18 protein-coding genes are annotated in these 20294 nt (G+C 49.2%); 3 read left to right on the top strand and 15 right to left on the bottom strand.

Features of this window, described 5'->3' with window-relative positions; genetic code table 11:
• Positions 1 to 72: 72 nt before the first annotated feature.
• Positions 73 to 1398, bottom strand: a complete 1326-nt coding sequence (locus DWY55_RS17900; protein ID WP_005831374.1) for a PhoH family protein — start codon at positions 1396 to 1398, stop codon at positions 73 to 75.
• Between the two features lie 168 nt (positions 1399 to 1566).
• On the opposite strand from DWY55_RS17900, the gene DWY55_RS17895 reads away from it, so the two are divergent.
• On the top strand, positions 1567 to 2820 hold the full coding sequence (locus tag DWY55_RS17895) for a bifunctional folylpolyglutamate synthase/dihydrofolate synthase (protein ID WP_044467983.1): 1254 nt from the start codon (positions 1567 to 1569) through the stop codon (positions 2818 to 2820).
• Here the strand turns inward: DWY55_RS17895 and DWY55_RS17890 are convergent.
• The 7 genes from DWY55_RS17890 to dnaN form a co-directional block, all read right to left on the bottom strand.
• The gene (locus DWY55_RS17890) at positions 2788 to 3162 is read right to left on the bottom strand and encodes a RidA family protein (RefSeq protein ID WP_044467984.1); all 375 of its coding nucleotides are present in this window, start codon (positions 3160 to 3162) and stop codon (positions 2788 to 2790) included. The genes DWY55_RS17895 and DWY55_RS17890 overlap by 33 nt on opposite strands.
• 226 nt (positions 3163 to 3388) lie before the next feature.
• Entirely contained in the window at positions 3389 to 5092 is a 1704-nt protein-coding gene (locus tag DWY55_RS17885; RefSeq protein ID WP_057256435.1) for a serine protease, read from the bottom strand.
• Between the two features lie 3 nt (positions 5093 to 5095).
• Positions 5096 to 5836, bottom strand: coding sequence for a 23S rRNA (guanosine(2251)-2'-O)-methyltransferase RlmB (gene rlmB, locus DWY55_RS17880; RefSeq protein WP_005831382.1), 741 nt, complete (start codon positions 5834 to 5836; stop codon positions 5096 to 5098).
• 28 nt (positions 5837 to 5864) lie between these two features.
• Positions 5865 to 7535, bottom strand: coding sequence for a DNA repair protein RecN (gene recN, locus DWY55_RS17875; RefSeq protein WP_057256436.1), 1671 nt, complete (start codon positions 7533 to 7535; stop codon positions 5865 to 5867).
• Between the two features lie 19 nt (positions 7536 to 7554).
• Positions 7555 to 8784, bottom strand: a complete 1230-nt coding sequence (coaBC, locus tag DWY55_RS17870) for a bifunctional phosphopantothenoylcysteine decarboxylase/phosphopantothenate--cysteine ligase CoaBC (protein WP_057256437.1) — start codon at positions 8782 to 8784, stop codon at positions 7555 to 7557.
• Positions 8785 to 9555: a 3'-5' exonuclease gene (locus tag DWY55_RS17865; RefSeq protein ID WP_005831385.1), complete on the bottom strand. Its 771-nt coding sequence runs from the start codon at positions 9553 to 9555 to the stop codon at positions 8785 to 8787. It abuts the gene before it with no gap.
• 138 nt (positions 9556 to 9693) lie between these two features.
• Positions 9694 to 10818, bottom strand: coding sequence for a DNA polymerase III subunit beta (gene dnaN, locus DWY55_RS17860; RefSeq protein WP_005831387.1), 1125 nt, complete (start codon positions 10816 to 10818; stop codon positions 9694 to 9696).
• Positions 10819 to 11005: 187 nt separating this feature from the next.
• Here dnaN and DWY55_RS17855 point away from each other — a divergent pair, with 187 nt between their 5' ends.
• Positions 11006 to 11374, top strand: a complete 369-nt coding sequence (locus DWY55_RS17855; RefSeq protein WP_005831391.1) for a DUF3127 domain-containing protein — start codon at positions 11006 to 11008, stop codon at positions 11372 to 11374.
• Between the two features lie 167 nt (positions 11375 to 11541).
• On the opposite strand, the gene DWY55_RS17850 is transcribed toward DWY55_RS17855, so the two are convergent.
• The 5 genes from DWY55_RS17850 to DWY55_RS17830 all read right to left on the bottom strand — a co-directional run bounded on the left by DWY55_RS17850 (position 11542) and on the right by DWY55_RS17830 (position 16916).
• Complete coding sequence (locus DWY55_RS17850) at positions 11542 to 13176, bottom strand: DUF3352 domain-containing protein (protein WP_005832363.1); 1635 nt, start codon at positions 13174 to 13176, stop codon at positions 11542 to 11544.
• 72 nt (positions 13177 to 13248) lie between these two features.
• Entirely contained in the window at positions 13249 to 14016 is a 768-nt protein-coding gene (locus DWY55_RS17845) for an MBL fold metallo-hydrolase (RefSeq protein WP_005832365.1), read from the bottom strand.
• A 70-nt stretch (positions 14017 to 14086) separates the two neighbouring features.
• Positions 14087 to 15073, bottom strand: coding sequence for a UDP-N-acetylmuramate dehydrogenase (murB, locus tag DWY55_RS17840; RefSeq protein WP_022402032.1), 987 nt, complete (start codon positions 15071 to 15073; stop codon positions 14087 to 14089).
• A gap of 17 nt (positions 15074 to 15090) precedes the next feature.
• Positions 15091 to 15939 carry a DUF4348 domain-containing protein gene (locus DWY55_RS17835; RefSeq protein ID WP_005831399.1) on the bottom strand — a complete coding sequence of 283 codons (849 nt, stop codon included), beginning with the start codon at positions 15937 to 15939 and terminating at the stop codon, positions 15091 to 15093.
• A gap of 20 nt (positions 15940 to 15959) precedes the next feature.
• On the bottom strand, positions 15960 to 16916 hold the full coding sequence (locus DWY55_RS17830) for an NAD-dependent epimerase/dehydratase family protein (protein ID WP_005831407.1): 957 nt from the start codon (positions 16914 to 16916) through the stop codon (positions 15960 to 15962).
• 153 nt (positions 16917 to 17069) lie between these two features.
• On the opposite strand from DWY55_RS17830, the gene kbl reads away from it, so the two are divergent.
• Positions 17070 to 18257, top strand: a complete 1188-nt coding sequence (gene kbl / locus DWY55_RS17825; protein ID WP_022402031.1) for a glycine C-acetyltransferase — start codon at positions 17070 to 17072, stop codon at positions 18255 to 18257.
• A 147-nt stretch (positions 18258 to 18404) separates the two neighbouring features.
• Here the strand turns inward: kbl and DWY55_RS17820 are convergent, their stop codons facing one another.
• Both DWY55_RS17820 and lysA read right to left on the bottom strand, forming a co-directional pair.
• The gene (locus tag DWY55_RS17820) at positions 18405 to 18887 is read right to left on the bottom strand and encodes a ferritin (protein ID WP_022402030.1); all 483 of its coding nucleotides are present in this window, start codon (positions 18885 to 18887) and stop codon (positions 18405 to 18407) included.
• Between the two features lie 141 nt (positions 18888 to 19028).
• Positions 19029 to 20189: a diaminopimelate decarboxylase gene (lysA, locus tag DWY55_RS17815; RefSeq protein WP_005831416.1), complete on the bottom strand. Its 1161-nt coding sequence runs from the start codon at positions 20187 to 20189 to the stop codon at positions 19029 to 19031.
• Positions 20190 to 20294: the final 105 nt, after the last annotated feature.

Raw genomic sequence — 20294 nt, 5'->3', positions numbered from 1 at the left:
ATCCCACCTCCCCCGTTTTAACAGTCAGAAAGCGGGATAGAAATAGTTTTGCCCCGGAAAATGCGGTATCCGCTACATCAGATTACTTGCCAACTCGCTCAACTGGCTGCGCTCCCCTTTCACCAGATTGACATGGGCAAACAAATTCTGGTCCCTCATGCGGTCTATCATATAAACAAGCCCATTGGACTGACTGTCCAGATAGGGTTGGTCTATCTGCTGAATATCACCGGTAAACACCATTTTTGTGCCTTCACCGGCACGGGTGATGATGGTCTTAATCTCATGCGGAGTCAGGTTTTGGGCTTCATCAATAATACAGTAGGTCTCGCTCAAACTGCGCCCACGGATAAAGGCTAATGCCTCGATGACCAATTGTTCACTTTTTTGCATATCCTCCAAGCGTTTCACTTCAGAGGAATTGGCAGCGAACTGATGCTTGATTACATTCAAATTATCGAACAAAGGCTGCATGTAAGGAGCCACTTTCTCATTGGCATCACCAGGAAGGAATCCAAGGTCTTTATTGGATAGGGCCACGATGGGACGTGCCAGGAGAATCTGCTTGTAGTCGGTAAGTTTTCCCAATGCGGCGGCCAATGCCAGCAGGGTCTTGCCGGTTCCCGCCTTGCCGGTCAGGGCAACCAGCTTGATGTTCGGGTCGTTCAGCACCTCAAAAGCAAAGCTCTGCTCGGCATTGCGCGGTTCAATGCCATAATTCTTTGTCTTGTGGACCCGGCAAATCGAATGGGCAAAGGGATTATAACGCGCAAGCACACTGCTGCGGTCACTCTTCAGCACAAAACATTCGTTGGGACGAATGATGTCCTTAAAATCGAACTCGTTGATGTCCAGTCCTTCTTTGGAAGAATAAATGCGATCTATCAGCGCAGGGTCAATACCCTCGAACACTTCATTCGACTTTTCGAATATATCCACATTGATTACCTTATCATTGATGTAGTCTTCGCACAGCAGACCGATGGAACGCGCCTTCATGCGCAGATTCACGTCTTTCGTGACAAGGATGGTTTTCATTTTAGGCTTTTTGGTGGAAAGCCAGTCCACTACCGACAGAATCTGATGGTCGGGGATGCGTTCGGGAAAGGAATCACGTACCCGGGGAGAGTCCACCATACCTGCCACCACAAACAGACGGCCCAAGCCCTCTCCCAATGGCGCCCCTTTGGTGAACAGATTATCATCGGTAATCAAATCTAGCTCACGGACGAACTCACGCGCATTGAAATTAATCTGCTCATTACCTTTCTTGAATTTGTCCAGTTCTTCAAGGACTACGATGGGAAGATAAATGTCATTCTCTTGAAAATTCTTCAAACAGTTATAATCGTGAAGAATCACATTCGTATCAATCACAAAATTTTTCTTAGCTCCCATACACGTTAGATTTAAATTGTTAATACCTTTGCATAAGCTTAAGATAAGCTACACTGCAAGCAATTTCAAGCAAGCTTGATTGCGTCCGGTTTGCATTATCTTTGTCGCTTTTAAAGATAACAAATTAATAGGGAGAAAGGATTGCTTCTCCGTTAAATATTATAAAAGATGGATTATCAGGACACTTTAACTTACTTATATAACAGTGTGCCCATGTTTCAGCAAGTGGGCGGCTCAGCATACAAGGAAGGATTGGAAAACACTCTGACCCTGGACGCACACTTCGAACATCCCCACCGCAGTTTCCGCAGCATTCATGTGGCTGGTACCAATGGAAAGGGTTCCTGCTCGCATACGCTTGCCGCCATACTGCAAGAGGCAGGATACAGGGTCGGGCTCTATACCTCGCCCCATCTGGTGGATTTCCGGGAGCGCATCCGGATTAACGGACAGCCTATACCCGAGGAATACGTCATCCGTTTTGTAGAGCAGGAACGTGGCTTCTTCGAACCCCTCCATCCCTCTTTCTTTGAGCTGACCACCGCCATGGCCTTCCGCTACTTTGCCGATGAAAAGGTGGATGTAGCCGTAATCGAGGTGGGACTAGGCGGACGCCTGGACTGTACCAATATCATCCGTCCGGATGTATGCATCATCACCAACATCAGTTTTGACCATACCCAATTCCTGGGGGACACCTTGGCAAAAATCGCAGGAGAGAAGGCAGGAATCATTAAAAGCGGTATCCCCGTTGTAATCGGCGAGACCACTCCCGAAACGAAACCGGTATTTCTGGAAAAAGCACAGACAACGGGTGCTCCCATCTACTTTGCCGAGGAGAATGACCGTGAAGACTATCCCGGAATAGAATACGAACTGAAAGGGCTCTACCAGCAGAAAAATGCCCGGACCATCCTCACCGCCCTCCCGCTACTGAAAGAAGCCGGCTACCGGCTGGACGGACAAGCAGTGCGCAGTGGCTTTGCCCGTGTGGTGGAACTGACGGGCTTGATGGGACGCTGGCAAAAACTGCAGGACTTGCCCACCCTGATTTGTGACACCGGCCACAATGTGGGAGGCATCACCTACATTACAGAACAACTGAAACAGCAGGCTTACCGCCAGCTACACATCATCATAGGCATGGTGAATGACAAGGATATACGGGGGGTACTGGCCCTGCTGCCCCGGGAAGCGACCTACTACTTCACCAAAGCCAGCGTGAAACGAGCATTGCCCGAAAGCGAACTACAGGAGCTTGCCGAAGCAGCAGGTCTGGAAGGACATTGCTATCCTGATGTACCCACCGCCGTGCGGGCCGCACAAGAAAAAAGCCTCCCGGAAGATTTCATCTTCGTGGGAGGCAGCAGTTTCATTGTGGCCGACTTGTTAGCGAACCGCGATGCACTCAATCTCTACTAAGGCATCTTTGGGCAGCGCCTTCACTGCCACAGCCGAACGTGCCGGGAAAGCACCGTCAAAATAAGTGGCATATACCTTGTTCATATCAGCGAACAAGGACATGTCTGCCAGGAAAACAGTTGTCTTCACAATATTCGCCATACCCAGCCCTGCCTCTTCCAGGATATGCTTTATATTCTCCAAGGACTGGCAGGCTTGCGCTTCCGCACCTTCAGCCATCACTCCGGTAGCTGCATCAATAGGCAACTGACCTGATACAAATACCATTCCACTGGCTTCGATAGCCTGGCTATAAGGGCCTATGGCGCCCGGTGCCTTCTGGCTGCAAATCACTTTCTTCATGATTGTCAAAGTTTGTTTTTATTAATAATCGAGTCTATTTTCTTTTTTGAAATAAAAAAAATCCGAAGTATATGCAGTATTCCGGAAATCCACGCATTTTATAAATAAAACAACGTAATTTCACTCATAACCTGTTATACCTAGACTTAACTCATTTAACACGGGGGAGTTCCCCAAAACAGAGGCTCTGCTTGCGAAAGCAGAGCCTTTATTCTTTCCCATCCCTTTACTTGCAATGCTTCTCAATCAAAGCATCCACATTGGGGTCACCCAATTCCTTTGCCTTGGCAAAGCTGGCACAAGCTTCCTTGTCCTTCTTCATCTGCAGCTGGGCGATACCCATCAGACGGTAGGCCTCGGCATACTTAGGGTCTTTCTCCAGAGCAGCCTTCAGCACATTCAACGCCTCTTCGTAACGTCCCACGCGAAGATTCACCACTGCCAGTTCGGCACGGTAAGTCAAATCCTCCGGATTCAGTTCGATGGCTTTCGCCATATCGTCCAGCGCACGCTGGTACTGCTTGGCCTTCAAAGCAGCCTGCTCACGGTAATAGTAGAACATGTCGTTCACTTTACCGTTCACGGCATTGTAATAGGCGTCATAATCCAGCATGGCATTACGCGCCTGGTCTGCATTCATACGGGCTTGGGCACGCTCCAGCAAGTAAGGGGCGGCTTCCTCCGTATAGGGCTGGGTAAAGCGGGCCACACAACTGTCCATCAGAGCCAGTACCTCCTCGGCAGGCGCCTGCATCAATTCCTTGGTCTTGGCGGCACTGAAGAAGGTAGCCGGAGAGGCCAGAATGGTCTTATTCACTTTATCATAGCTGGTAAATGCCGACGGATAGTCCTGCTTGGCAAACTGGATGTCACCCTCCAACTGGACATAAACCGGAAGCTCGTCAATGGCTATCGCTTTCCGTACCTCGTCCAGAGCCTTGTCGAGCGACCAATCCTTATAAACTTTCTCGGGCTTGCCCAATGCATAATTATAGATTATCTTGGCCCGGTTGTAATACACATCATCTTTCTTTGCCGCAACCTCCAAAGCCTTATCCATATCTGCGGCGACCTTATCCATGGAAGCATCTTCACGGGACATGAACAGATGCTGGGAAGCGCGGCGCAGATAACCGTCGGCACTGGCAGGATATTGTGCAATGAAATCGTTCAGAGTCTCCATATACTTCTCCGGAGACAGTTGGGAAGAAGCCATGTAGAGGAACACCAAAGCCTGCTCTTCGGTATCGGGCAATGCCTTCTTGATACCGATGCCCTTCAATGACATATCTCCATAAGACAATGCGGAGATATTCTGCGACATGGCGAAATTGGCATCAATGGCATAGCAGATGGTAGCCGTGTCTTGTCCGGAGGACTTCTGCGCAAGGCCGAAGACCTGCCCGTCCACAGTCATCAGCGGACAACTCACCATCTTGTCCTTCAGACGCATATCGAGCGTATAATAGGAATAGTTGCCGGAAATCTTATCAGCTTCCTTTACTTTCCCGGCAGTGAAGGAACGGTCCTTCTGGGTGGAATAAGGCAGCAGATATACATCCGCACCGACGGCCGGAGCCACAGCAGCCAAAGTGAGTGCCGTGACTTTCTTTCCGGGGATGCCGACACGGAACTTGACAACATCGTACATGTCATCAGCTCCCATAATGGCCTCCACCGGCATCTGTGCCCCGTCCGAGCTCATCACAACGGCGCGCCGGGCACCTTTGAACAAGGTGTAGTCAGAAAGCGCAACGCCATCTTCAGTGACAAAAAAGCCGTTTCCAGTATTCAGTATCTTATCGTCCTGGTCGTAGGTCACCACCGAAAAAACGGCACGTTTGGCTTTGTCTACCCACTTCGGGGCTTGTGCCACACTCCACTGAGCCAATAAACAGAGAGTGAGCATCAACAGCAATTTCTTTTTCATATCTTAGTTGGTTCTTTGTTTTACCGCTTCATAAATCAAAATGCCGGCTGCAACGGAAACATTGAGGGACTCGATGGTTCCCAACATGGGAATTTTCACCCACTCGTCACACAACGCCAGATTGTCATAGGACACCCCCTTGTCTTCGGCACCCATAATGATGCACATCGGACCGGTATAGTCGGCTTTGGTATAGTCGTAATCGCCTTTCTCCGTGGCTGCCACGATATGGAAACCACTATTCTTGAGGAATTGCAGGGTCTCTTTCAGGCTGTGTTCGCGGCAAACGGGCAAAGTGTGCAAGGCTCCTGCCGAAGTTTTCATGGCATCTGCGTTGACTGATACACTGTTCCGTGCAGGGATAATCACGGCATCTACCGCCGCACACTCGCAAGTACGGGCAATGGCGCCGAAATTGCGGACATCCGTGATGCCGTCAAGCATCACAAACAGAGGATTCTTGCCCTGCTCGAAAAGGAAAGGTACCAAGTCCTCCGTCTTCTGGTAAGTGACTGAAGAGATGAAGGCAATCACTCCCTGGTGATTCTTACGCGTCACGCGGTTGATGCGTTCCACCGGAACGCGCTGTACCGGTATCAAAGTCCCTTTCAAGACAGCGAACAGCTCTTTTGACAAATCACTCTGAATGTCCTTCTTTACCAATATCTTGTCTATCTCTTTTCCTGCCTGAATGGCTTCTATCACGGCACGGACGCCGAAAATCATTTCACTGTTATCAACCATATATGGGTATTTACTATTTGACGATTTACTATTTACTATTTGATACTTCCAGCAATGCTCTGGCATTGTTCAGTGCGGCTTCGGTCAGCTTAGCGCCACTCAGCATATGGGCTATTTCTTCCACACGTTCATCGTCGGTCAGACGACGGATGTGACTGTTTGTTTCCGTCTCGTTGTCCTGCTTGTACACCTTATAATGGGCGCGTCCGCGGGCAGCAATCTGGGGCAGATGGGTGATACTGATTACCTGGCGGTCCTGCTCGCCCATCTCCTGCATGATATCCGCCATGCGGTCGGCTATCTCGCCGGAGACTCCGGTATCTATTTCGTCGAATACAATGGTAGGAAGCTTGACGGCACCGGCTATCATTGCTTTGATGGAGAGCATGACGCGGGCTATTTCACCACCCGAAGCTACGGAGGAGACGCTTTGCAATGCCCCGTTCTTATTCGCGGAAAACAAGAAGTTCACAGTATCCGCCCCATGTATGCCCGGCTCTTTGCGGGCACCTATCTCTACCTGGAAACGGACATTGGGCATGCCCAACGGAACCAGCCGCGCAGCCATCTGCTTCTCCACTTCACGGGCAGCGGCAGTACGCGCCTTGGTGAGGACGGCAGCCTGCTTTTTCACCTTATTACATAAAGCGTCGCAACGCGCTTTCAGTTCCTCGATGTGCTCGTCGGACGAAGTGATGGCTGAGAGTTTGGCGGCGTATTCATCCGTCAGCGCCAGAAGTTCACCGACAGTGGAAACGCGGTGCTTCTGTTGGAGCGTATAAATCAAGTTCAGACGTTCGTTCACTTCATCCAGACGTTCGGGGTTGAACTCTATTTCATCCTCCTTACCCGACACTTCCTGCGAAATATCCTTCAACTCGATATAAGTGCTTTCCATGCGTTCGGCAAGTTCCCCGGCAACCGGATAAACCCTCTGCAGGCCGAGCATCGTATTCAGGCATTCCTTCAGCCCGGACAACAAGCCTCCTTCGTCCGAGTAGAGCATCTGCCCTACCCGATAGAGTCCGGCCTTTATCTCTTCCGCATGGCTCAGCGTATCTGCCTCTTGCTCCAGCTCCTCCTGCTCACCGGCAGACAAGTGTGCCTCTTCCAACTGTTCCAGTTGGAAACGGATATAGTCTTCGTCCGACTTATCCTGATTGGCACGGGCAACAAGGGCCTCCAAATCCTGCTGTGCCTGCTTCCATGCTCCGAAGATATGCTGGTAAGCAAACAAGGCCTCTTCGTTATGCGACAAGATGTCCAATACATTCAACTGAAACCCCTCCTTGTTCAGCAAAAGGTTCTGATGCTGGGAATGCACGTCAATCAGCTGTTCTCCCAACTCCTTCATCTGAGCCAATGAAGCAGGCGTGTCATTGATGAATGCCCGGCTCTTGCCCGAAGCGGACACCTCGCGGCGCAGGATGCATTCTTCCTCGTACTCCAACTCATTCTCCTCAAAGAAAGGCTGCATACCGTAAGCGGAAATATCAAAACGGGCCTCGATAATGCACTTCGAAGCTCCTACACGAATGGCTTTCACATCGGCACGCTGTCCCAGCAGCAGACCGATGGCACCCAGAATAATGGATTTTCCAGCACCGGTCTCACCCGTTATCACCGAGAAACCGCTGCTGAAGCTGATATCGAGCTTTTCAATAAGCGCATAATTCTGTATGTAAAGCGAACGCAACATAAGGATATTGACGATTTGACTATTTACTATTTAAATCTTTCACCAGACGGTCTACGATGTCGGTAGCCACTTCGGCTTTGGACTTCAAGGGGTAGTCCGTCTTTCCCTGGTGGTCTATGATACTGATTTTATTGGTATCGCAACGAAAACCGGCTCCCTTGTCGTTCAGGGAGTTCAGCACGATGAAGTCCAGATTCTTGCGGTTGAGCTTGTCTTCCGCATTCATCTGCTCGTTATGAGTCTCAAGGGCAAAGCCTACGAGGAGGCGCCGTTGGTGCTCCGTATCGTTCTTCAGATTGCCTAAGAAAGCGGCTATGTCGCGGGTAGGTTTCAAGTTCAAACTCATCTCCCCGGTCTTTTCGCGCTTGATTTTCTCATCCGCCACTTGTTCGGGGGTGTAGTCTGCCACGGCAGCCGTCAAGATGGCGGCATCGGCATGGACAAAGGCGGCAGATGCAGCCTCGAACATCTCCTGCGCCGACTCTACCGCATGGTACTGGTGCATCGGGAAGTAAGTGCCTTGCTGCACCGGACCGGCAATCAGTATCACCTTGGCCCCTCTGGCGGTACATTCATCTGCCAGGGCAAGTCCCATCTTGCCGGAAGAATAGTTGCCGATGAAGCGCACCGGGTCTATCTTCTCATAAGTAGGTCCTGCGGTTATCATCACTGTCTTGCCCACCAGGTCGCCATCTTTGGCAGCAAAGTACATTTCCAGGTGGCGGATGATATTCTCCGGCTCCTCCATACGGCCTTTCCCCACCAGATGGCTGGCGAGTTCTCCCGTAGCAGGTTCTATGATGTGGTTTCCATAAGAGCGGAGTGTATCCAGATTCTTTTGGGTGGAAGGATGGGCATACATGTCCAGGTCCATGGCAGGCGCCACAAACACCGGAGCTTTGGCGGAAAGATAGGTGGTAATCAGCATATTGTCTGCCACGCCATTCGCCATCTTGCCGATGGTGGAAGCCGTAGCCGGGGCTATCAGCATGGCATCTGCCCACAGACCGAGGTCCACATGGCTGTTCCAAGTGCCATCGCGTTGGGCAAAGAACTCACTGATAACCGGTTTGCTGGTCAGGGCAGAGAGCGTGATAGGGGTAATAAATTCTTTTCCGGCAGGCGTAATGACCACCTGCACCTCTGCACCACGCTTAATCAGTCCGCGAATAATATAGCATGCTTTATAGGCGGCAATGCTGCCCGTAATGCCCAATACTATTTTCTTCCCTTTCAGTATATTTGCCATTTATTTCTGAGTCATTTCACGCAGACGTATCTTGGTCAGCGTGGCTTTGGTATTCAGGGTAAAATCACTGTTCAGAATCCAGCTGTAATAGCCGGGATCGCGCTTCAGGACATCGGATACCGACATGCCCTTGTACTTGCCGAAGTTGAATACTTCCACACCTTTGTCATCGTAGACCATACGACCGGCAAAGTCCACATTCTTGTTGAAGCTGGAATAGTCGGCAAGGAAAGCCACGTCATTCTGCAACTCCGGATAGCGGTCCAACTGCGACATCAGCACTTCGTAGGTGGCACGTGTATCAGCCTCTGCCGTATGGGCGTCTTCCAAATTTTTGCCGCAATAGAATTTATAGGCAGCAGATAGCGTGCGTTGCTCCATCTTGTGGAAAATGACCTGCACGTCCACAAACTTGCGGCGGCTCATGTCAATGTCCACACCGGCACGAAGGAACTCTTCCGCCAGGACGGGGATATCAAAACGGTTGGAGTTGAAGCCCGCCAAGTCGCATCCTTCAATGTCATTGGCAATGTTGCGCGCCACTTCCTTGAATGTGGGGCAGTCGGCTATATCGGCATCGTAGATGCCATGAACGGCAGATGCTTCGGCAGGAATGGGCATTTCGGGGTTGATACGCATGGTTTTGGACTCCTCATTCCCGTTGGGATATACCTTGAGGTAACAGATTTCGACAATTCGGTCTGAGTTGATATTGGTACCCGTAGTCTCCAAATCAAAAAAGACTATCGGATTTTTCAGATTCAATTTCATTGTTTTTTCGTTTTATAAGCTCTGGCTATGAGCTATAAATTATAAGTTTAACTTACAAGCCACGAGCTACAAGTACCGTGCGGCATAATTGCGCAGCCACTTGTAGCTCGTAGCTCATAATCCGATTGCTAATATTCATCAGTCATTCAGCATCATCGGCATCAGCAACATCAGCAAGTCTTCGTTCTCTTCCTGCTCTACCGGAATAATGACACCTGCACGTGAAGGATCTGCCAGTTCGATAACGATTTCATCGGCAGAAATGTTATTCAGAATGTCAATCAGGAAAGTGGACTTGAAACCGATGCTCATCGGATTGCCCGCATATTGGCAAACCAGTGTTTCTTCGGCCGATGTAGAGAAGTCGATGTCCTGTGCGGAGATGACAATCAGATTCTCCTGCATACGGAGCTTGATAAGGCTGCTTGCCTGCGAGGAGAAGATGGACACGCGGCGCAAAGCACCGAGCAGTTGCAGGCGGTCTACCGTCACTTTATAAGGGTTGTTCTGCGGAATCACAGAGTTGTAGTTGGGATAGCGTCCTTCGATAAGACGGCACACCATGCGGTAGCTTTCCAGTGTGAACACAGCGTTGCGTTCGTCGAACTCGATAGTCACCATGCCTTGCTCTTTCGGCAGCAGATTCTTCATCAGCGAAGCCGGCTTCTTGGGCAGGATAAAGGCGGCACGTTCGTTACCTTTGGCGGCCAGTGTCTTGCAGCGCACCAGCTTATGACCGTCTGATGCCACCATCGTGATGTCCTCCGTTGTGATATCGAAATAGATACCGTTCATCACGGGACGAAGCTCGTCATCAGCCGTAGCAAACACGGCACGGTTGATACCACCCAGCAACACTTGTGCATCCATTTCCACACGTACGGCATTGTCACCCAACATGGCAGACTGCGGGAACTCGTCCGCATTCTGCCCCATCAGGCTGTATTTACCGTTCTGATACTGTACCGTGATTTCAAGGGAATCCGTATTGATTTCAAAAGTCAACGGTTGTTCGGGAATTTCCTTCAAAGCGTCCAAAAGGGTTTTGGCTGTGACGGCAAAACGGCCGTCCATATCACTTTCATTCACTTCGACCGTAGTGACCATCGTCGTTTCACTGTCGGAAACAGTTGCAGACAAGGTTCCGTCTTGCAGTTCAAAGAGGAAACAATCCAAAATAGGCAACGCATTCTTCGAATTAATCACACGGCTGATAGCCTGCAAATGACTGGAGAGCGCAGTACTCGAAACGATAAATTTCATATCTTCTGTATATTTAAGTTTTTTATTTTGCTAACGTCTTAGAAACCGTTTTTATCTTTTTCAAACTGACGGACAAAGTTAAAAAAAGAATTCCCTACGACAAAGAAATAGCAAGAAAAAACAGCCGAATATTCGTCTCATATTCCTAAAAAATTGTAACTTCGCCGCATCATTTAAAAAGAAAACAATGGAATTTACAGGAAAAATCATCGCTATACTCCAGCCCAGAGGCGGAGTTTCCAAGTCAGGTAACGAATGGAAATCACAAGAATATGTGATTGAAGACCATGGCCAATATCCGCGCAAAATGTGTTTTGACGTATTTGGAGCGGACAAAATCGAACAGTTCAATATTCAGATGGGCGAAGAGCTGACAGTATCTTTTGATGTAGACGCACGCCAATGGCAAGACCGTTGGTTCAACAGTATTCGCGCATGGAAGGTAGAACGCGTAAGCACTGCCGCACCCGCTCCGGGCGCTCCCGTTCCGCCGCCGGCTCCCACTGCCGCACCGGAATTCCTCGCAGGGGATGCAAAGGATGACCTGCCGTTCTAAGAATATGTTATAATTCACCACAGATTGCACAGATTAACACAGCTAAAAATTCTTGATTATCAAAATTCTAGAATAAACTGTGTTAATCTGTGCAATCTGTGGTGAGTGTGTATTTTGACTTTCCTCGTGCTTATTTTCCCTCAGCACTCTACAGAATGACCGATTAATCACCCTTTATAAAGCAATACGATATTCGGATAAACCACCCCTTCTGTACAAGTGAATTGTACTGCAAGCATGAAATGACGGAAGAAGTTGGATTGACGGAAGAAGAAGTTCGGTATCAGACGCACATACGTTTCAGGCTGGCTCAGCATCATCTCCATATCCACCATCATCACAAAATTATATATGGGTGAAAGACTGCCTATACCCTCTTCGTACACCGGTGTTCCGTCTAACACATCTCCACTCTCCACCGCCTCAATATAGGCCGAAAGGCTCAGTGCATCGGGAGCCAGCAACAGACTACCCCGATAGAAACAGGCAAAGGTATAAAGGGCAGACTCCGTGATGCCCGTCAGTTGGGTGAGCAGCGTGTTACGGGGCAACACATATTTAGGGAACTTCCTTGCTTTGGGATACAACGAATTATTTGAAACCATTTTCGGCATAAGCGGAGCATCCTCTTCCTTGGGGGTACTGTAAAGCAGATACTGCAAGCGGCGTTCCGCTGCCAGTTCATCCTTGAGAGGGATACACATCACGGCGCAAGGCAGCTTGTCCAACGTGTCTTTAGACTGGAACAAGCAAGACATCACGCTCTCGCCCGCATGCTCATTCAAGTAAGCAATCCACTCTTCGTCACGCTGCTTGATATAGTCTGAATAGGTGGCCTTGGCATACTCCTGACTGGCAGTAAAGCCAAACCAGGAATTTCTATCAGACATTGCCCAGCGATCGTAAAAGAAAGTGGAAGACGGAAGCAGAGCCCCGGAAAATCCGTCCTCTACCGGCTGCTGCACCCGCAAGGCATTGATAAACGTCTGTGTGGAATCCGACCCATGGCTGATGCCGGAGCAATAAATGGCATCTTCATTGAACTTCATGTCAAACTCTGCCCAACTGCCCAGCTGCGTCTGCGAACGGATACCATCCGTAGGCTTCCCCATATCCACTCCTTTCATACGCACATAGACCGTGGCAGCCACGTTACTCTGCTTGCCCGCGTACATAGTGCGGAAAGAAGGGAGGTTCATCAGGGACTTTTTGCTGCGCCGCGCATCAATCACATGTTCTATCAAACGCTTCTGGAAACTTACAACCAGAAAATCGGGAGTGAAGTAGGCAGCCAGGAAACGACCGTCTGCCATGGGATAGATACGTATCTCCTCTCCCTTGTAATCGAAATACTTGGAAGGAAACGAACTGGAGCAGTACTTCTCCACAAAAGATTCCACCAACTCATAATCACCCGAACCCAAACTGCAATACAATACTTGGTTCATCGGTGTATCCGGCTCGTGAAAGCTAATCAGCATCTTGTTCATCTGTTTACTCAGTCCATGCGGAGTATCCTCCACCAAAGTATACAAATACTTCTTCAAGTAAACAAAAAGCTCCGATACGTATAGAAAATGATTGTCTTTGCTGCAATTCAGTTCATTGATATCCTCCACGAGGTCTGCCATACGGTCGGTTTCGAGTATGGCTGTGGCATCTTGCGGCACCAAAGTATAAAGATTGAAATCCTGCCGGTTCTCCACCGAATTCAACCGCAGGAAAGAATACACACCAAAACCGGTACATAGCAGCACTATGGACACAACGACAGCTATCTGTATGAGGAGTCGGAGTTTCATGGCATTTATTCATCAACTTTTGGCAAAAATAGCATTTTCTACTAATAAAACAAAACAAATGTTTCAAAAAGTTTAGAAATCTATTTCAAGTCCATCGTAGGCAAAGTGTACATGGGGTGGCAGCTGCTTTTCGATATCGGCATGAAGCCCTGCATGATGGCTCATATGGATGAAATAGGTCTCTTTGGCACCAATACGTCCGGCAGCCTCCAACGCCTCCGAAATACTCTGGTGCGTAGGATGCGGCTTTGGCCGTAAAGCATTCATTACCAAAACGTCCAAGCCCTTCAATTGTTCATAAGATTCCTCAGGCATCATGTGCATATCCGTGATATATCCCAGCCGGCCGCCAATGCGGTAGCCCAGGATGGGAAGCCTGCCATGCATCACCCGTAAAGGCAGCACTTCCGTCCGGTTGATGTGGAACACCTGCCCCGCCTCCACTTCCTGCAGATAGATACGCGGAACTCCCGGATATACCTTATCGACAAAGCAGTAAGGCATCCTTGCCCGCAGATGGGCAGCAGTGTAGGCATCGGAATAGATAGGGATATCGGCAAAACGACCGAACGGGCGCAAATCATCCAGACCACCCACATGGTCATAGTGTTCGTGTGTCACCAGTACGCCGTCTATCTTCTCAAAAGAAGAAGCACGCAGCATCTGTTCCCTGAAGTCAGGACCACAATCTATCAATATCACCGCATCATCCGTATGCAGCAGGGATGACGCACGCAAGCGGTTGTCCCGCGGGTCAGTGGAAGTGCAGACCGGACAAGTACAGCCTATCTCAGGCACACCGGTCGAAGTTCCACTTCCTAATATTCTGAGTTTTCCCATTGACTAAATCAAATAAATTTCTAAAATCAGGTTATATACAACAATGTTTGGGTGTGTCAAAACTCTCTTACTATTTTATCAAACAAACTTCCGGGTGAATATCAATGCCGAATTTCTCGCGGACAGAAGCCCGCACGGCATCCGAAAGAGCGACAATATCCGCTCCCGTGGCACCACCCGAGTTCACCAGTACCAACGCCTGCCGGCCGTGCACCGCAGCAGGCCCCAGCGCCTTACCTTTCCAGCCACACCGGTCTATCATCCAGGCAGCCGGTATCTTTACCCGGCCGGCATCCACATCATAGTGGGGCATATCCGGATATTCCCGTTGCAAAGACTCGAACTGCCGACGCGGCACGATGGGGTTCATAAAAAAACTACCCGCATTGCCCAGCACCTTCGGGTCGGGCAACTTGCTTTGACGGATGTCTATAATCACGCGGCGCAAAGTTTCCAGATTCAGCACCGGATATTTCTCCAGCTCCTGCCGGATAGTACCGTAATCCAATGTATAATGTTCCCGTTTACTCAAGCAGAAGTTCACGTAAGTCACAAACACGGCCTTCATCTCCGGTTGCTTAAACAAGCTCCTTCTGTAGGAGTAGCCGCATTCATCCACCCCGTAGATACGCTTCTCCCTTGCCATATTTATGGTTTCCACGGATGTTATCAGGTCCTTTACTTCCACACCATAAGCACCGATATTCTGTACTGCACTTGCCCCGACCTCACCCGGTATCAGCGAAAGGTTCTCGGCACCATACCAATGTCGTTTCACACACCAAGCCACAAAATCGTCCCATACCACACCAGCACCCACACGCACCCACACGTGCTCCTCATCCTCTGACGTCACCTCCAGGCCACCGATACGTGAATGCAGCACCGTGCCTTCATAATCCTTAATAAAGAGCAGGTTGCTCCCTCCACCGATATGCAGCCAGGGCGCAACGACCTGTCCTGCTGCAATCAGCTCCCGCAGTTCATCCTCCGAACCGTATTCCAGAAATCTTGCAGCAGTAACGTCAATTCCAAATGTATTGGGTATCTTCCTCAAACCTTTCCTCCTTTATTTTAAATGCTCGTGTCTTCATATTTGTACAGCTCCCATCCCTTACTGCGTTTGCGGAAATAGAAGATATTGGAGTATCCGTTGCCTATGCCATTTACCTTCAGTATTTTGGTATCCGACAAGTCCTCATTCTTCTGTCCGTAATTGATATTAGACAATCTGTCGGTAGGCATTACCGGACGAAAGGCATACCACTGGTCCACATCCAAAGTAGTTTCCAGAATAGAAAACTCGTCGTCAGGGTCTATGGTGATGAATTGTAGCGGATGCCTGATATGCTTGCTCTGATAGACACTGTCCGTCACAAAACGGGTATAGAATTCCACGAAGTCCTCATTTTCACCTTTCTCCATCTCGCGCAGGTTAATGGCCTCGAGCATCCACATTCCCCGCTTCCGCTCAAAATAATAACGCTTCACCATACGCGTTTTCAAGAAAATCCACTCCACTTGCACCGATGTCAGCGTAGTATCGCCCACCATGTCCATATCCTCTTCCTTATCAAAAAGCAAGGTGTAATAGTTCTGCTTGGTAAACAGATAATCATGCTTCCAAAACTCTTCCTCTATCTTTGACGGCGTGTCACGATTGTAATAGGGCAAAGGAAATACCGTCCTCTGCCTTTGCAGGGCATCATCCGAAGCATAATTGAAGATAAAATCATCAAACAGCTCGTCTGCCTCCATCGGCTTCGGTTCTTCCTTCACTTCTGCTTCCAGCAGCGTATCGGCCTTGTGACCGGCCGAATCCACCATTTCCGTAATGGTAGCAAAGGGATCCATTTTCGCCTTTTTGTTTCCGCACGAAATCAAAAAGGTGAACAACAAAAATCCCAATAAAAGTTTTTTCATTCTTTACGGACCGCTTACGGTCACTTGTTTAATTTAGCTCTTAATTTCTCAAGCATGTCTACGGTCATGGACTCCAGGTCGTACTGCGGCATCCAGTCCCATTCCTCGCGTGCACAAGAGTCATCCAGAGAGTCGGGCCAGCTGTCGGCAATGGCCTGCTTCAGCGGATCAATCTCGTATGCCATCTCAAAATCAGGCATATGCTTCTTAATTTCCTGATAAATCTGTTCCGGGTCAAAACTCATGGAGGCGATGTTGAAAGCGTTGCGGTGCTTCAGCCTTGCCGGTGCCGCTTCCATCAGCGAGATGGCCGCGTTCAGTGCGTCGGGCATATACATCATATCCATATACGTGCCGGCCTTCACCGGACATACGAATTTTTCTCCCTTCACGGCAGAGTAGAAAATATCCACCGCATAGTCCGTAGTGCCGCCACCCGGAGGGGTCACGTTCGAAATGATTCCCGGAAAACGTACCGAGCGTGTATCCACACCATATTTTGTATAGTAATAGTCACTCAACAATTCAGTCGTCACTTTTGTCACCCCATACATGGTACGCGGACGCTGGATAGTGTCCTGCGGTGTCTTCACATGAGGCGTAGCTTCGCCGAACGAACCGATGGAACTCGGAGTAAACACGGCACAATTGTACTCACGTGCCACTTCCAGTACATTCCACAACCCGTCGATACCGATTTTCCAAGCCATGGCCGGACGGCTTTCGGCAACTACCGAGAGCAAGGCAGCCAGGTTGTAGATAGTATCAATCTTGAACTGACGTGCCACCACCTCGATGGACTGACGGTCTGTCACGTCGGCAATGGCCGAAGGGCCGGATGCTTTCAATTCTCCCTTGGGCATAGCACTCGGAATGTATCCTGCCACAACATGGTCATCGCCATAACGTTTGCGCAACTCCAGCGTGAGTTCCGACCCAATCTGTCCGGTAGCTCCAATTACCAAAATATTCTTCATACGAGTTATTTATAAGGTTTCGTTATTATATATGGTGCAAATATACATACTTTTTTTTCATATTTCTGCCATATTGATATTGTTTATTCCAAGAAAAATGATGTTCTTTGTGGGAAATGTAATGACAACGTATTACCTAAAAAATAAAATGCTATGTACGGTAAAATGAAAGACCATCTCAGCAAGACACTTGCTGAAATAAAAGAAGCCGGACTCTACAAGGAAGAGCGACTGATTGAGAGTGCACAACAAGCTGCCATCAGCGTAAAAGGCAAAGAGGTGCTGAACTTCTGTGCCAACAATTACCTGGGACTGTCCAACCACCCGCGGCTGATTGCCGCCGCCCAGCAGATTATGGAACGCCGCGGATACGGCATGTCGTCCGTACGCTTCATCTGCGGAACGCAGGACATCCACAAGGAACTGGAAGCAGCCATCTCCGACTACTTCAAGACTGAAGACACCATTCTCTACGCCGCTTGTTTCGACGCCAATGGCGGTGTGTTCGAGCCCCTCTTCACCGAGGAAGACGCCATCATCTCGGACTCCCTGAACCATGCTTCCATCATTGACGGCGTACGCCTCTGCAAAGCCAAACGCTATCGCTACGCCAATGCCGACATGGCCGACCTGGAAAGATGCCTGCAGGAAGCCCAGGCACAGCGTTTCCGTATCGTGGTTACAGACGGGGTATTTTCCATGGACGGCAACGTTGCCCCGATAGACCGGATTTGCGACCTTGCCGAGAAATACGACGCGCTGGTCATGGTGGACGAATCACACTCCGCCGGCGTGGTAGGCCCTACGGGACACGGCGTAAGCGAACAATACGGCACCTACGGACGCGTGGACATCTATACCGGAACCTTGGGCAAAGCCTTTGGCGGCGCTTTGGGAGGATTCACTACCGGACGCAAGGAAATCATCGACCTGCTGCGCCAACGCAGCCGTCCGTACCTCTTCTCCAACTCATTGGCTCCGGGCATCATCGGCGCCAGCCTCGAGGTATTCAAGATGCTCAAAGAGAGCAATGCCCTGCATGACAAACTGCTGGAAAACGTGAACTACTTCCGCGACAAGATGACCGCCGCCGGTTTCGACATCAAGCCGACACAAAGCGCCATCTGCGCCGTCATGCTGTATGATGCCAAACTCTCCCAGATTTATGCCACCCGCATGCAGGAAGAAGGCATCTACGTCACCGGCTTCTACTACCCCGTAGTGCCCAAAGACCAGGCACGCATCCGCGTACAAATCTCTGCCGGACACGAAAAGGAGCATCTGGACAAATGTATCGCTGCATTTATTAAGGTGGGGAAAGAGCTGGGAGTACTGAAATGAGTGATGAGTTATGAGTTATAAGTTATTTGCTTGTGCTTTCCCTTGCGGATATAAGCCCTTCATCAACAAATAACTCACAACTCATAACTCATAACTAAAAAAAATCCCGCGACTAAAATTAGCCGCGGGATTTTTTTAGTTTCTCTCTTATCTGCGTTCTCCCAGTTTTGAGTCAACGAAGAAGATTCCGGCATCACCGGCTTTCTTTATCATATCTACAATGCTGTCGGCAGTAGCTTCTTCTTCTACCTGCTCGCGCACGAATCCCCAAAGGAAGTCTTGTGTAGCCTTATCTTTTTCGGCAGAGGCAACATCTACCAATTCATCAATCATTTTGGAAACACGGCGTTCGTGCTGGGCCACCTGCTCGAACACTTCCAGTGGAGTACCGAAGTCATTGGGAACAACATCAATCTTGTCCAGTTTGGCCTTACCGCCACGCTTGATGATATAAGAAGCCATTTCGCAAGCATGAGCTTTTTCTTCAGAAGCCTGCTTCTTCAACCAGGAAGCCATGCCGTTATAACCTTCTTTCTCCATATAGAAAGACATTGCCAGATAAAGGTTGGAAGACCACATCTCAGCCGTAATCTGCTCATTAATTGCATTCTGTAATTTTTCTGTAATCATAATCGTATTTATTTAAATTGAAATCATTACAAAAGTAACAAGAAACCTTAAAAGTTGTTCACGCAATAACATTTTTTATATAAAACAGAAGCCTTGGTATAATAAATGCTTCGCCATTCATGCAACGCATCTCCAGCCTCTCTATACCAGCTCGTCCGACGTATATCCTTGAGGCAGCTCACGGCAGTTATAGCCCGAAGCCATAATTTCGCCATAAGCCCCTGCCGAACGGAGGGCGATAAGGTCGCCACGCTTCACCCCATTCAAATCAATAGCCTTACCGAATACATCAGAAGACTCGCAGATGGGCCCTACGACATCATAAGCCTGAACCGGCGCATCCGAAGTGATATTCTCTATCTTATGGAACGCTTGGTAGAGTGCCGGACGAATCAAATCCGTCATGCCGGCATCCAGGATGGCAAACTGCTTGTTGGTGCCCTGCTTCACATAAAGCACCTGCGAAATCAATGAACCGCATTGTCCCACTACCGCACGTCCCAGCTCGAAGTGAAGCGTCTGGTGGGGACGGAGTTTCAGATGGCTGTTGTAAGTCTCGAAGTAGCTTTTGAAGTCGGGTATCGGCTGACGGTTGGGGTGACCGTAGTCAATGCCGAGTCCGCCCCCCACATTGACGTGCTCGATGCGGATATGGCGAGCTTCCAGCTTATCCTGCAATTCGTTGACGCGGTTACACAAAGCCACGAAATCGCCCATATCCAATATTTGGGAACCGATGTGGAAATGCAGTCCGATGAATCTCAGGTTCTTCATATTCTGCGCAATGTCTATCACATGGTCCATATCCTGCATGCTGATACCAAACTTGTTTTCGGCCAGCCCAGTGGTAATATTGGCATGGGTATGGGCACCTACATTGGGATTGATACGGAAAGCCACATTGGCCACCTTACCTTTAGCGGCAGCCAGCTCGTTGATAATCTCCAGCTCGGGGACAGACTCCACATTAAAGCAGAAAATGTCATAATCCAGCCCCAGATTGATTTCCCAATCAGCCTTGCCCACCCCTGCAAAAACAATCTTGCCAGTGGGAAAACCTGCCTTGATGGCTGCACGGATTTCACCGCCACTTACACAGTCGGCACCCAAGCCGTTCTCGCGGATAATGGCAAGCACCTTGGGATTGGCATTGGCCTTCACAGCATAATGCACCGAATAGTTGCCATATCGGGCAGCTTCCGTACGGATGCACGAAAGTGTGTCGCGCAAGACCTTTGTGTCGTAGTAATAGAAGGGAGTACGCAATTCGCGGAATTTATGGATAGGGAATGTTCCTTTCATATAATAATCGTAATCTTTGTTTAGTTTAAAAAAAGGAAGATGAAAGAGGTGTCTACAAATAATTTTTCAGACGCAGATGACGCAGATTACACAAATAGGAAGCAA

This window comes from Bacteroides sp. AF25-38AC, from assembly GCF_003602995.1.
In the GTDB taxonomy this organism is placed as follows: domain Bacteria; phylum Bacteroidota; class Bacteroidia; order Bacteroidales; family Bacteroidaceae; genus Bacteroides; species Bacteroides uniformis.
This window is presented reverse-complemented; position numbering and strand designations above follow the sequence as displayed.